General features: G+C 70.6%; 17 protein-coding genes. 7 read left to right on the top strand and 10 right to left on the bottom strand.

The features are described 5' to 3' along the window. The first annotated feature begins 59 nt into the window (after positions 1-59). Positions 60-1,418 (top strand): aldehyde dehydrogenase family protein, encoded by a 1,359-nt coding sequence (locus ACFWW9_RS19695; protein ID WP_390379436.1) that lies wholly within the window; start codon positions 60-62, stop codon positions 1,416-1,418. A gap of 111 nt (positions 1,419-1,529) precedes the next feature. Further along, positions 1,530-2,972, top strand: a complete 1,443-nt coding sequence (locus ACFWW9_RS19690) for a hypothetical protein (protein ID WP_390379432.1) — start codon at positions 1,530-1,532, stop codon at positions 2,970-2,972. Positions 2,973-2,997: 25 nt separating this feature from the next. Here ACFWW9_RS19690 and ACFWW9_RS19685 read toward each other — a convergent pair whose 3' ends face one another. After that, positions 2,998-3,726, bottom strand: coding sequence for a 2-phosphosulfolactate phosphatase (locus ACFWW9_RS19685; protein WP_390379429.1), 729 nt, complete (start codon positions 3,724-3,726; stop codon positions 2,998-3,000). A gap of 40 nt (positions 3,727-3,766) precedes the next feature. On the opposite strand from ACFWW9_RS19685, the gene ACFWW9_RS19680 reads away from it, so the two are divergent. After that, complete coding sequence (locus ACFWW9_RS19680) at positions 3,767-4,234, top strand: ribose-5-phosphate isomerase (protein WP_390379426.1); 468 nt, start codon at positions 3,767-3,769, stop codon at positions 4,232-4,234. 1 nt (position 4,235) lies between these two features. Further along, positions 4,236-5,045, top strand: a complete 810-nt coding sequence (locus ACFWW9_RS19675) for an Fpg/Nei family DNA glycosylase (RefSeq protein WP_390379423.1) — start codon at positions 4,236-4,238, stop codon at positions 5,043-5,045. Here ACFWW9_RS19675 and ACFWW9_RS19670 read toward each other — a convergent pair. The 3 genes from ACFWW9_RS19670 to ACFWW9_RS19660 form a co-directional block, all read right to left on the bottom strand. Then, positions 5,033-5,518 (bottom strand): SMI1/KNR4 family protein, encoded by a 486-nt coding sequence (locus tag ACFWW9_RS19670; protein ID WP_390379420.1) that lies wholly within the window; start codon positions 5,516-5,518, stop codon positions 5,033-5,035. The genes ACFWW9_RS19675 and ACFWW9_RS19670 overlap by 13 nt on opposite strands. 14 nt (positions 5,519-5,532) lie before the next feature. Continuing rightward, positions 5,533-6,342 carry a hypothetical protein gene (locus tag ACFWW9_RS19665; RefSeq protein ID WP_390379417.1) on the bottom strand — a complete coding sequence of 270 codons (810 nt, stop codon included), beginning with the start codon at positions 6,340-6,342 and terminating at the stop codon, positions 5,533-5,535. Between the two features lie 88 nt (positions 6,343-6,430). Next, a complete protein-coding gene (locus tag ACFWW9_RS19660; RefSeq protein ID WP_390379414.1) occupies positions 6,431-7,636 on the bottom strand; it encodes a GNAT family N-acetyltransferase in 1,206 nt (401 codons plus the stop codon). A gap of 122 nt (positions 7,637-7,758) precedes the next feature. On the opposite strand from ACFWW9_RS19660, the gene ACFWW9_RS19655 reads away from it, so the two are divergent. After that, the gene (locus ACFWW9_RS19655) at positions 7,759-7,881 is read left to right on the top strand and encodes a hypothetical protein (protein WP_390379411.1); all 123 of its coding nucleotides are present in this window, start codon (positions 7,759-7,761) and stop codon (positions 7,879-7,881) included. Here ACFWW9_RS19655 and ACFWW9_RS19650 read toward each other — a convergent pair. The 4 genes from ACFWW9_RS19650 to ACFWW9_RS19635 form a co-directional block, all read right to left on the bottom strand. Beyond that, the gene (locus ACFWW9_RS19650) at positions 7,838-8,209 is read right to left on the bottom strand and encodes a VOC family protein (protein ID WP_390379408.1); all 372 of its coding nucleotides are present in this window, start codon (positions 8,207-8,209) and stop codon (positions 7,838-7,840) included. The genes ACFWW9_RS19655 and ACFWW9_RS19650 overlap by 44 nt on opposite strands. Before the next feature lie 9 nt (positions 8,210-8,218). Next, entirely contained in the window at positions 8,219-8,632 is a 414-nt protein-coding gene (locus tag ACFWW9_RS19645) for a hypothetical protein (RefSeq protein WP_390379405.1), read from the bottom strand. 170 nt (positions 8,633-8,802) lie between these two features. Further along, the gene (locus ACFWW9_RS19640; protein WP_390379402.1) at positions 8,803-9,150 is read right to left on the bottom strand and encodes an ArsR/SmtB family transcription factor; all 348 of its coding nucleotides are present in this window, start codon (positions 9,148-9,150) and stop codon (positions 8,803-8,805) included. A 30-nt stretch (positions 9,151-9,180) separates the two neighbouring features. After that, positions 9,181-9,867 (bottom strand): TetR/AcrR family transcriptional regulator, encoded by a 687-nt coding sequence (locus ACFWW9_RS19635; RefSeq protein WP_390379400.1) that lies wholly within the window; start codon positions 9,865-9,867, stop codon positions 9,181-9,183. A 129-nt stretch (positions 9,868-9,996) separates the two neighbouring features. On the opposite strand from ACFWW9_RS19635, the gene ACFWW9_RS19630 reads away from it, so the two are divergent. After that, positions 9,997-10,677 carry a hypothetical protein gene (locus ACFWW9_RS19630; protein ID WP_390379397.1) on the top strand — a complete coding sequence of 227 codons (681 nt, stop codon included), beginning with the start codon at positions 9,997-9,999 and terminating at the stop codon, positions 10,675-10,677. Here the strand turns inward: ACFWW9_RS19630 and ACFWW9_RS19625 are convergent. After that, positions 10,583-11,329 carry a phosphotransferase gene (locus ACFWW9_RS19625; protein WP_390379394.1) on the bottom strand — a complete coding sequence of 249 codons (747 nt, stop codon included), beginning with the start codon at positions 11,327-11,329 and terminating at the stop codon, positions 10,583-10,585. The two genes, ACFWW9_RS19630 and ACFWW9_RS19625, sit on opposite strands and share 95 nt — an antisense overlap. A gap of 583 nt (positions 11,330-11,912) precedes the next feature. Between ACFWW9_RS19625 and ACFWW9_RS19620 the strand changes: the two genes are divergently transcribed. Beyond that, a complete protein-coding gene (locus tag ACFWW9_RS19620; RefSeq protein WP_390379392.1) occupies positions 11,913-12,371 on the top strand; it encodes a DUF6228 family protein in 459 nt (152 codons plus the stop codon). A gap of 42 nt (positions 12,372-12,413) precedes the next feature. Here ACFWW9_RS19620 and ACFWW9_RS19615 read toward each other — a convergent pair whose 3' ends face one another. After that, positions 12,414-12,653 (bottom strand): hypothetical protein, encoded by a 240-nt coding sequence (locus ACFWW9_RS19615; RefSeq protein ID WP_390379389.1) that lies wholly within the window; start codon positions 12,651-12,653, stop codon positions 12,414-12,416. Positions 12,654-12,755: the final 102 nt, after the last annotated feature.

Genomic DNA, 12,755 nt, shown 5'->3' with positions numbered 1-12,755 from the left:
GCCCCCGGATGTGACACCCTGGGGGCGTTCCGCGTTTCCGGTGTCACAGGGAGTGGGTCATGGACATCGAGGTCGTCAACCCGGCTACCGGAGCGGTGATCGGCACGGTCGTCGCGGGCACGCCCGCCGACCTCGACACCGCGGTCGCCGCCGCCGTGGCGGCCTTCCCGACCTGGTCCGCGACGTCCGTGGACGAGCGGGTGAAGGTGGTCCGGCGGATCGCCGAGGGCTTGGCCGAGCGCACCGCCGAGTTCGCGTCCACGATGACCGCCGAGATGGGCACGCCCCTCACGTTCGCCACGAAGGTGCAGGTCCCGAACCCGATCGGGATCGCGAACGGCGTGGCGGACGTGCTGGAGAACGGCTACTTCGACGGCGAGGAGATCGGCAACTCGCTGGTGCTGCGCGAGCCGATCGGCGTCGTCGCCGCGATCACGCCGTGGAACTTCCCGTTGCAGCAGATGGTCGCGAAGGTCGTCCCCGCGCTCGCCGCGGGCAACACGGTGGTGCTCAAGCCCAGCGAGCTGGCCCCGATGACCGCCGACCTGCTGGCGTCCGTCGTCGCCGCCGCGGGCCTCCCCTCCGGCGTGTTCGGCGTGGTCCACGGCACCGGCCCGGTCGTCGGCGAAGCCCTCGTGAGTCACCCGGACGTGGACATGGTGTCGTTCACCGGCTCCACCAAGGCCGGTCGCCGCGTCTCCGCGCTGGCCGCCGAGACGGTCAAGCGCGTGGCGCTCGAACTGGGCGGCAAGTCCGCGTGCGTCGTCCTCGACGACGCCGACCTCGGCCGCGCGGTGAAGATCGCCGTCGCCAACGCGTTCATGAACAACGGCCAGGCGTGCAGCGCGTGGACCAGGCTCCTGGTGCCCGCCGACCGCCACGACGAGGCGCTCGACCTGGCCGCCGCGGCCGCCGCCAAGTACCGCTCCGCCGACCCGGCCGACCCCACGACCCGCATCGGCCCCGCCGTGTCCGCGGCCCAGCGCGACCGCGTCGTCGGCTACATCCGCCAGGGCGTGGAGGAGGGCGCGACCCTCGCGCACGGCGGCCCGGACGCCCCGCTGGAGCAGGGCTTCTACGTCACGCCCACGGTGTTCGGCGGCGTCACGACCGACATGGCCATCGCCCAGGAGGAGATCTTCGGCCCGGTCCTGTCGGTCATGCCCTACACCGACGAGGACGACGCCGTCCGCATCGCCAACGCCACCATCTACGGCCTCGCGGGCGCGGTGTTCTCGGCCGACCCCGAGCGCGCGCTGACCGTGGCGAAGCGCCTGCGCACCGGCCAGGTCGACATCAACGGCGGCGCGTTCAACACCAGCGCCCCCTTCGGCGGCTACCGCCAGTCCGGCAACGGCCGCGAGTTCGGCCGCTTCGGCCTCGACGAGTTCTGCGAAGTCAAGTCGATCCAGCGCTGATCCGGACCAACCCCCGCTGCCCCAACGGATCCAACCTTCCCCGTTCGTCCCACCCGGTCGGGTGGTGGCTGCTGGAGTGACCCTGTTTCCGTTTGCCGACAGGGGGATTTCGTGGTCAAGGTCGGACGTGTGGGGGTCGTGGTGGCGCTGGTCGCCGCCATGACGGGCGCGCTCAGCCCTTCGGGCGGGGCGGCGCCGAAGTCGGTGGACCCGGAGTCGGCGCGGGAGTCCGTGCGGTACCTGGTGAAGGCGTACGGCGTCTCCGAGCAGGAGGCGCTGCGCCGGTTGGAGCTGCAACGGCAGGCCGACGGGCTGGACGAGGTGCTGCGGCGCGACGCGGGCGCCGAGTACGGCGGCATGTGGATCGACCAGGACGCGGGCGGTGAGCTGGTCGTCGCGATGACCAGGCCCGAGGCGGCCGACCGGTACCTGGCGGCGCTGCCGGACCGGTCCCACGTCCGCACGAAGCCGGTGCGGCACTCGTTGGCGGCCTTGACGGAGGCGCGGAAGCGGATCGCCGCGCGGGTCGGGGCCGGTCCCGACGCGGTGCACCTGCCCGCGGTCAGCGAGGCGGAGAACCAGGTCGTGGTGTGGGAGCGGCCGTGGGTCGCCCAGTCGGCGGGGCTGTCCGCCGCCGCGGATGTGGCCAAGCGCGCGGTCGAGGCCGAACCCGGTGTCGCCGTGGTGCGGACGCTGGCCCAGCCGAAGCCGCTGGCGACCACCCCGAACGTGGACTGGGGCTTCTGCCACCCGCTGTACTGCACGGGGTACGGCCCGATGCGAGGCGGCCTGCGGCTGGACATGAAGCGCGACAACGGCACGTGGGGCGGCTGCACCAGCGGCTTCAACCTCCGCTCGAACGGCGGCGGGTACCCCGGCAAGGCGTGGGTGCTGACGGCGGGCCACTGCATGGCGACCAAGACCAACTACACGCCGACGCAGCACAACGGCGTCGACGTGCTGGAGCAGCACGGCATCGAGAAGAACTTCTACCCCTACGACTACGCGGCGCTGCCGTACCTCGACGCCGCCACCACGACCACGTGGCTGGACGGCCAGACGGGGCGCAACCGGGTGCTCAAGTACTGCCGCAACGGCGGTCTGGACAGCAACGGCGACACCCCCTGCGGCCAGCAGGCGACCTCTGTCGACGAGGAGATCACCGGCACGCACACGCTCGCCGAGATCAAGGCGGGCTGGATCGTGTGCGCCACCGGATCGGGCTCCAGCGCCTACAACTACCCGGACTCGGTCGACAGCGGCGCGGGCCAGGACTACCTCGTCGGCACGCGATGCGGCCGCGTGCTCTCCACCGACGTCGGCATCAACACCGACCTGTGCGCCCGTGCGGGCGACAGCGGCGGACCGCTGTTCAGCCAGGTCGACCACACCGCGCTCGGCATCCTGGAGGGCGGCCAGCAGTCCCGGTCCGGGCCTTGCCAGCTCGGCGAGTTGAACAACTACGTGCCCATCGAGACCATCATCGACGAGCTGAACGCCCGGATCGCGGGGCAGGGGTCGGTGTTCTCGGTCATCACCACCCCGAACGGCTGACGCGTGGGGGTGGGGCCCGCGGGCCTCACCCCTGCAACACCCCGTCCACCAGCCGGGGCGCGGCCTTGCTGACGTTGACCCGCGTCGCCACGTCGACGTCACCGGCGTGCCCGGCCCCGATCAGCTCCCGCCCCGACACGCAGTCGGCGACCACCTCGGCCACCCGCGACCCCGTGCCGCGGTAGGCGTCGGCCGCCACCCGCGCCTCCACCGACGCCCGCAGCGGCGCCAGCTCGAGCAGGGCGGACAGGATCGCGCCCGCGCCGAGGAAGTCCTCCACGCTGGGCCGCAGGGGGCCGAAGAACTGCTCCGACTTGGTGGTGTTGATGTCGATGCCCCACCGCTCGCCCGCCGGGATGACGCCGACCGGCCGCCCGTCCGCGGCCTCCAGCGCCGCGGCCGCGACCGCGTCGGCGTTGCGCAGGCACCCGGCGAACACGGTCGCGCCGGTGCCCGCGGCGAGGTCGCACAGGGTCGCGCCGTTGGGGGAGGGGAGTTCCAGCAGCTCACCGGGCGGCACGTCGGCCAGCGACGACGGCCGCAGGGTCCACGCCGGGTTGGCGGCGGGGGCCGCGGACGTCCGGTCCAGCCAGCGCACGGGCCGCACCCGGCCGCCCCGTCCGACGACCACGTCGACCGAGGTGGTGAACGACAGCACGTCGACCACGACCAGCACCGCGCACAGTCCGCCCAGTGCGGCGACGCCCTCGCCGCCCCATTCGAGCCGCAGCCCGTACCCCTCTTGACCGAACATCCTGCAAGCTTGCCGGCACGGGATGGCAGACTCCCCGGACGTGCGCGTTTACCTTGGATCCGATCACGCGGGCTTCGAGCTGAAGTCCCACCTCGTCCAGCACCTCACGGCCTCCGGCTACGAGGTGGTCGACGTCGGCCCGGCCGTCTACGACGCCGAGGACGACTACCCGGCTTTCTGCATCGCCACCGCCACCAGCGTCGTCGCCGACGAGGGCAGCCTCGGCGTCGTGATCGGCGGCTCCGGCAACGGCGAGCAGATCGCCGCCAACAAGGTGCCCGGCGCCCGTGCCGCGCTGGCGTGGAGCGTCGAGACCGCGACGCTGTGCCGCGAGCACAACAACGCCCAGCTCATCGGCGTCGGCGCGCGGATGCACTCCACCGAGGAGGCCACCGCGATCGTGGAGGCGTTCCTCACGACCAAGTTCTCGACCGAGGTCCGGCACGCCCGCCGCATCGGGATCCTCGCGGAGTACGAGACCACCCACGTCGTCCCGCCGCTGTCCTGACATGCCCGAAGGCCACACGCTGCACCGGCTCGCGAAGCTGCACCAGCGCAGGTTCGCGGGCAAGCCCGTCGAGGTGTCCAGCCCGCAGGGGCGCTTCGCGTCCTCGGCGTCCCTTGTGGACGGTCGGGTTCTCAAGCGCGCCGAGGCGCACGGCAAGCACCTGTTCCACGTCTACGGCCCCGACGCCACCGTGCACGTCCACCTGGGCCTGTACGGGACGTTCGACGAGCACCCGCTGCCCGCGACCGAGCCCGTGGGGCAGGTGCGGATGCGGGTCGTCGGCAGCACGCACTGGGCGGACCTGCGCGGGCCGACCGCGTGCGAGGTGCTGACGGACGTCGAGGTGGCGGCCGTGCACGCGCGGCTGGGCCCGGACCCGCTGCGCCGCGACGCCGACCCGGAGCGCTGCTTCACCCGGATCGCCAAGTCCCGCACGCCCATCGCGGTGCTGCTGCTGGACCAGAAGGTGCTCTCCGGCGTCGGCAACGTCTACCGGGCGGAAGTCCTGTTCCGGCACGGCGTGCACCCGTTGACGCCCGGTCAGGGGATCGACCGGGCGTTGTGGGACCTGCTCTGGGCGGACCTGGTGTTCCTGATGCGCGACGGCGTGAAGGTCGGCCGCATCGACACGGTCCGGCCGGAGCACCTGCCCGAGGCGACCGGGCGGGCGCCGCGCCAGGACCGGCACGGCGGCGAGGTGTACGTCTACCGCCGCACCGGGATGCCCTGCCTGGTGTGCGGCACGCCGGTCGCGATGAGCGACCTGGCGGGCCGCAACCTCTACTGGTGCCCGACCTGTCAGCCGGAGTGAGGGCCCGTGACCATCTCGACGAAGTCGGGGAACCGGGCCCTCGCCTCAGCGACGACCTCCGCGGCGGTCTTGCGCGGGGTGTCGGACCACTGCTCGGCGACGGCGGTGAACTCGGGGCTGGGCTTGGACTCCTGCTCGGGGTACTCGACGGCCTCCATGGGGCCCGAGCCGTCGGCGAGCAGCCACAGGAAGTCGCCGATGCTGCTCGCCACCACCCCGGCCTCGCCCTCGGAACCGAAGAACACCACGGCCCCGGACCACAGCCCGGCGTAACCGCCGGTGCCGTCGCTGCCGAACATCCGGAAGTCGGCCGGGTCCAGCTTCGCCTCGGTCCAGAGGGGCAGCCAGTAGGCCGTCTCCTCCAGCGCCTCGAACTGGTCGTACGGCTCGAAGTCCACGCCCTCGCCGTCGAGGTAGTCGAAGTCGACCGCCAAGGCGGCGGCGAGGGCCGGGGGGAACGCGCGATCACTCATCCGGCGATTTTGACCTAGAAGTCGAACCCGCCGCCGTCGAATCCGCCGGAATCGAAGCCACCCGAGTCGAACCCGCCGTCATAACCGCCGTCGTAGCTGCCGCCACCGTCGTAGCCGCCGCTGTCACCGCTGTCGAACCCGCTCGCGTCGCCGCCGTCACCGCCGTCGGCCCCGTCCTGGTAGCCGTCCGCGTAGGCGGCGTTCAGCGCGTCGCCGGAGTAGCCGTGCATCCCGGAGAACATGGCGTCGAACAACAGGAACGAGCCCACGCCCCACGCGCCCGCGACGAGCGCGGGCTTCCACCACGGCTCGCTGTACCAGCCCTGCGGCACCGGGCGACCCGCGACGACACCGCCGGGGTAGTAGTGCGGCGTGCGGGAGCCGGGCTTCGGCGAGGCCGCGTACTCGTGGCCCTCGACCGTGACGTCGCGGTCCTCCGACACCGAGCCCGCGCGGCTCTGGCCGGTGAGGTCGGGCAGTTCGGGGCCGGGGTCCATGTCCATGGCGATCCGCGCGGCCCGCACGTAGTACAGGCCCTCCATCGCGGTCTGCGTGACCTGCCGGGCCTGCTCCTTCGTCTGAGCCTGCTCCATCTGCGACCCCGCCGCGGTGAAGCGCTCGGACGCGTCCGCCATCGCCTGCTGGGACGCGAGGTCGGTGCCGGTCAGGTTCATCACCTGCCCGCCGAGCCGTTCGACCCAGCGCCGGGCCTCGGACTTCGCGTCCTCCAGCTCCCGACGTTTGGTGTCCGCACTGGATTTCACCAGGTAGAGGACACCACCGAGGATCACAAGGACGATCGCGAGCAACACGACTGTGCCCACCGGTGCCTCCTGAGGTAGATACCCGTCCAACGAGGAGGCGCGGTCGCCGGTTCCCCCGGCGGCGTGGATCACCCGCGCGGGGCCGCCGTCAGAACACCTCCGGGCAGTGGGGCGCGGACTCGCCGACGAACGCGTGCGAGAGCGCCCGCACCGCGCCGGGCGTGAGTTCCCGCACGTGCTGGGCCTTCGCCAGGGTCGTCAGCCGTGTGCCGCCGAGGAAGGCGGCCCCGAGGGCGCTGATGTCCAGCGCCACGTCCGGCTCGTCGGTGACGCGGCGCACGGTCGCCTCGCCCTCCTTCACGGTGAACCGCCAGCGGTCCGCGTTCCACGAGCAGAACTCGTCGGCCACGTCCAGCACGACGTCCACATCGGATAGGTACGACCGCTGCACCAGAGCCCGGTCCAGGTCGACCACCCGCACCCACAGCGACTCCCGGTTCGCCCGGCGCGCCAGCCGCGGGTTGCGCAGCAGGTGGAACACCGGGTCGTCCGAGCCGGTGAAGTAGCGCAGCTCCCCGACCAGATCCAGGTCCAGCAGGTACCGGTAGAGCGCCGCGTAGGTCCGGTCGTCGGCGGCCACCAGTTCGCGGAGGTTCACCTCGTTCTCCGGCCCGCGGTCGGTCCACGAGATCTTGACCCGGTACACCGCGTACCCGTCGGGGAGCAGCGCGAACCGGTACTTGGTCAGCCCGTCGCGGTGGCGTTCCTCGTCGGCGAGGTGGTGGTCCCACGACGCCTGGGTGCGGCTCAGGTGCCCGACGCGCGTCGGCGCTACCCGGTCGTAGATCGCCCGCACGAGCGGCATGGCCTCCTCGCGCGGCAGTTCCCGCACCCGCTCGTCGCCGACGTCGACACCGGGGTGGAACGCCGCGCCGCGGGGCAGCCGGAGGTCGGTGACCTGCGCGGCCACGCCGTAGCCGTAGCGGCCGTAGATCGAGCCCTCCGACGCCCACAGCGTCGCGAACGCCTCCAGCCCCTCGTCGTGCAGGCCGTGGAGCTGGGCCCGCATGAGCTGGGTGAGCACGCCCCGCCTGCGGTGGCCGGGCTTCACGCCCACCGACGTGATGGCGGCGGCGGGCACCGGACCGCCCGGCACGGTGAGGTCCCTGGGCAGGACGGCCGCCGTGCCGATCATCTCCTCGCCGTCGAACACGCCGTGCGCGCGGTCGAGGTCGAAGAGCGGCCGCTCGTCCGCCGCGTCCGACTCGTGGGGGTCGTCCAGGAACGCCGCGACGAGCACGGCGTGGAACGTCGGGTAGTCCTCTTCGGCGAGCGTGCGGATCGTCAGGCCCATACCCCGAAGTCATACGCGCCGCGGCGGCCGTCCGCGACGGAATTTCCACCATCGGGTCTGGTCACCGGGCGTCCGCTCGGCGAAACTGCGCGCACGGATCTCCGCGACCGGTAGGGAGTGCCATGAAGGGACCCGCGTGGCGGGTGGTCCTGCGGTGCCTGGTGACGTTCACGTTCGGGGTGCTGCTGGTGCTGCTGGCGATCAGGTTCGGCCAGGAGCTGTGGAAGGCCGTCGGGCGGGGATGACGAGGCAGAACTCGTTGCCCTCCGGGTCGAGCACCACCTGGAACGAGCCGGACTCGTCCGTCACGACCTCACCGACCGTCGACCCGCCCAGCGCCGCGCACCGGGCCGCGCCCGCCTCGATGTCGTCGACCTCGACGTCCAGGTGCAGCCGGTTCTTCACCGCCTTGGCCTCGGGCACCGGCTGGACCGACAGCCGCGGCCACCCGTGCGGCTCGACGTGCGACCAGCCGAACGCCCGGTCCACCGGCTCGCCACCGAGCAGCGCGGCCCAGAAGCGGACCAGCCGCGCGGGGTCGCGGCAGTCGACCACGATCTGCTGCAAGCGCATGCGGGAAGCCTAGGACAGCGGCTCGAAGAACACCTTGTACAGCCGGTAGACCGAGTCCTCGGACCCGCAGTTCCGCACGGTCAGGGCGTTCTGGCCCGGCCGCAGCACCGACGCGGGGATGTCGAAGCGCTCCAGTTCGCGCGTCCGTGTGCCGGGCAGGCCCTCCCGCGTCCAGACGAGGGTGCCGTTGGCCTCCATGCGGATCTCCACCGGCCGCCCGGTTCCAGCCCGCGGCGACCCCACGAGCGTGACCCGGCCCAACCGCGTGCCCGCCGAGCAGCAGAACCCGATCACCGCCGAGCCACCCGCGCGCAGCACCCAGTGGTCACCCCGGAACAGCGCGCCGGACGACGCGGTCAGCAGCGCGGCGCGCTCGTCGCCGACGGGCGGCTCGACGCGGAAATCGACCACAACCTGCTGCACCGTGGAGTCCTCCCCGTTCCTCTGGAACCCCACTGCACCGAAGGTGACGGCGGAATGCCAGGCAGAACCACCAGCAGAACTGCCGTGCCCGAACGGGCCGCACACCTGCCCGGACCTGCGCCGGGCCGTGAATGTCTTGTGCCGCAACAAGAGGACATCGCGGCGGTCGGTCAGAGGGCCGTCGCGACCCCGACGTGATCACCGACATCTTCGACGGCGGCCGCCGCCAGCACCGCGTCCAGCAGTCCGGGGAACCGCGCGTCGACGTCCTCGCGACGCAGGCGGACGAAGCACCGCGTGCCCTCTTCCCGCGTCCACGTCAACCCGGCCGCGCGCAGGGTCTTGAGGTGGTGGCTCAACGTCGACTTCGCCACCGGCGCCCGCAGCTCGCTCCAGCCGCGTTCACCACCGTCCGCCAGCACGCGCACCAGCCCGATCCGGATGGGGTCGCTGAGGGCGCTCATCACCTCGGTGAGCCTCATCTGCTCCACGGCCGGGTGCGCCTGGGGGTGCTTCACCAAACCGAGGGTACGCCGCGCAAACGTCGTTCAGGCGCCGCTGACCAGCCCGATCAGCAGCGCGAGCCGGTCGAGCTGGTGGTCGAAGTGCGCCGCGTGATCGTGTACCCCACCGACGAACTGCCCGAAGAGCTCGAAGCTGATCAACCCGAACAACGCCGTCCACGCCAGCACCGCACGAGCCAGCAGATCGTCATCTACGGCAACACCCAGCGCTTCCCGAATCCCCTGAAAATCCGCCCGCACCACCTCCGGCACCACCGGACCAGCAGCCGTAGGAGGAGACCCCACCGCCCTGATCAGATCGATCAACAGCATCGTGACCCGCACCCCCGGCCCCACCGTGCGCTCGGGCGGAGCCGCATATCCAGGAACCGGACTGCCGTAGATGAGCGCGTACTCCGACGGCGACCCCACGGCCCACAACCGGATCGCGGTCCCAACAGCCTTCCACCGCCCCACAAGATCACCCCGCTCACACCGGGCGTCCGCCGCCACGGCAGCGTCCCCAACCGCGTTGTAGGCGTCCTCGATCAACAGGGTCAACAACTCATCCCGACTGGGCACGTACCGGTACATCGCCGACGACACGATCCCGAGTTCCCGCGCGATCCCCCGCAACGACAACGCGGCCCCACCTTGCACAGCGAGCTGCTCCCGCGCGATCCGCTTGATGTCGCTCATCGCCTGCTCGCGCGCACGCTGCCGTGGGGTCATGAGGCTCACTTTAGAGCACCTGAAACTAAAGAGAGCACCGCTCTTGACTTCGCCGACTCCTCGCCCCCACACTTCTCCTTGCGTTGAGAGCACTGCTCTCTAAAGTGACCCTCGACTCCAGGAGCGCTCATGATCACCCCACGCCAGGGCTCACTGGCCTTCGCCGCCACCGCCCTGCTCTTCCTCATCTACCCACTGCTCAGGCCCTACGTGGACGAGTCGACCCTCGACGGCCTGCGTTCCTTCGGCACCTGGTCCTGGATCGCCGCCCACCTGGCAGCGGTACTCGGTTTCATCCTGCTGCCCCTGGGCCTGCTGGCCTTGAACGCGAGCAGGACAGCCTTCCTCCTGACCTGGCTGGGCGTGGGCCTGACCCTCCCGTACTACGGAGCCGAGGTCTTCGGCCTGCACGCCATCGGCGAACAAACCCTCACCTCAGGCACCACGGCCCTCTCAGGCATGGTCGACCAAATCCGCTACAACCCAGCAGCCGCAACGATGTTCCTACTGGGCCTACTCCTCATCGCCGCGGGCACCATCACCACGGCCGTGGATGTCTGGCACACCGCGACCTCGCCGAAGTGGTCCGCCATCCCCTTCGCGGCGGGCTTCGCCCTCTTCATCCCCCAGTTCTTCACCCCGGCCCCGTTCCGCATCGCCCACGGCGTCCTCATCGCCGCGGGCTGCGCCTGGCTGGCCGTGGAACTGCGCCGCTCTACCGCCACTCCGCGAGCGCCGCACGCAGGAACGCGTCCCGCCGCTCAGTCATCACCTCAGCGGCCAGGTCCTCTCGCCCCTGCTCCTGAATAGTCGACGCCCACCCCCCCATGTCCGGCGGCGTGCTCAACGCGGCCACGAGATCCCAGTACGCCACGTCCTCAGCGGCACTCCCGGCCTCCCGTTCCCACCCCTCCAACACCACATCGGCCGCCCCGTCCCCGTACAGGATCGCCGCGTCGATCCTCAACGACGCCAAGTCGATCCCGGAACTCCCCACCCCGGCCGCATCCCAATCCACCAGCCCACTCAGGACTCCACCACTCCACATCGTGTTGCCCTGCCACAAATCCCCGTGCACCAACCCCACCAACCCCACCAACCCACCAGGAGCCCCCACTCCCGCCACCACTTCCTCAGCCGCCTCCCACACGGCGACCCCCCGCCGCTCCACCGCGAAGTCCACGTCCTCAATGGACCGCACCCGCAACGGCAACTCCTCACTAACCTCCACCTCGATCTGCCCCAACCGCGCGGCAACACTCCCCAGTTGCCGCAACCGCCCAACATCAACACCACGCGGAATCCGACTACTACCAACAACAACAGTGTTCACCACCACGAACACCCCACCAACCTCACCCACCCCCACCACCCGCGGCACAGCAACTCCACCCGCACCAGCCACCCCCAGCGCAGCAACTTCCCCCACCACCCGCTCCCGCACTCCCACCTTCACCACCACGGCCTCCCCACCCCGAACCCCCACAACCCAGGGCCCACCCACTCCACGCAACGAAGAGACCCCCACAACACCCGCCCCAACAACCCCAGCGACCCACTCCAACACGCCCACCCCAGGACCACTCATGCAGGCACCGTAAAACCGAGCCCTGGACAAAAGCCACAAGACAGCCAGGAGAGGCCCACACGGTCCCACCCACAAAACAAAGCCCAGGTCACACAGCAGATGCCATGTGACCTGGGCTTTCACGTTGGAGCGGGTGACCGGGATCGAACCGGCATGACCAGCTTGGAAGGTCTGGCAATGATCAAGCCCCTGACCAGCCAACTCTCTGACCTGCGGCGTAACCACGGCCACTGACCGCCAGTGCCCCCGATTTACCCCTCCTGACCCTGAGATGGGGCACGCGAGGGGCACGACTTGATGATCTTGAACCGGCAGAACCGACCGACCATTCCGCGGGCGTCACCCCGATACGAGCCTGATCCCCCAGAGTCAGTGGCCGTGGTCGATCATGGCGTAGCGGGGTGCGTCCGCACTTAATCGAAGGTGCCAGCTCGCCGCCCGCAGCTAGCCTGCCCAGGTGGAGTGCGAGTACAGCCCGGATGACGATGGGGACACCGCCGTAGCGTTGGAGTGCTCTTCTGGTGCGTGGGTACGGTTGTGGAATCGCCATGATCCATGGGGCGACGGCTCTGTCCGGGTCTGTATCGAGATCGGCGCTTTGGGGTTGCGAGCGCTAGTTCACGACGTCACCGTGGGAATCTGGGCTGACGAGTTCTCCCCCTTCCTGGAGGAAGTGGCAGAGAGCTTCACGGGGTGGGAGGGCACGCGGACGTGGCGCAGCACTGACTCCGACCTCGAAGTGACGGCGAAGTTTCGATCATGGGGACATGTCGACATGACCTGGACTGTCGCGCCGTGGCGAGAGTCTGTCGGCCGGTGGAACGCCTCAGTTGTACTGACGCTGGAGGCGGGGGAGCAGATGCGCGGGTTCGCGGCCGACGTCCGCAGGTTCCTGCGCCCGGAAGCCTCGCGGTAGCAGAAGCGGTGGCCGTTGGCGTGGGGGTGTCGGCGAGCATCGTCACGGAACCCGGTTCGACGCGCTCCTGATGTCTTGGGACAGCACCTGCTCGACCCAGTCGAGGAACGCGGGCAGCCTCCGGTCATCGTTGAAGCAGTCGCGTTCGGTGCCAACGATCTCGTGCTGATGCTCCGGCCAGACCATGCGCACGGCGTTGTAGTACGCCTGGCCCTCCCTCTGGTCGGTGTGCTCGCAGAGCACCTTCTCCACACAGTCGAGATACCTGCTCATCGCGTCCACGCGGCCCCCTTGTCGAGCTAGACGCTACTGACTGACCAGGGCTCATTGGCCGCTGGCGCGAAGCGTCGGCGGGCGCCGATCGCCGTGCCCAACTCGATCAGG

It is taken from the genome of Umezawaea sp. NPDC059074, assembly GCF_042738955.1.
Classification (GTDB): Bacteria; Actinomycetota; Actinomycetes; order Mycobacteriales; family Pseudonocardiaceae; genus Umezawaea.
This window is presented reverse-complemented; position numbering and strand designations above follow the sequence as displayed.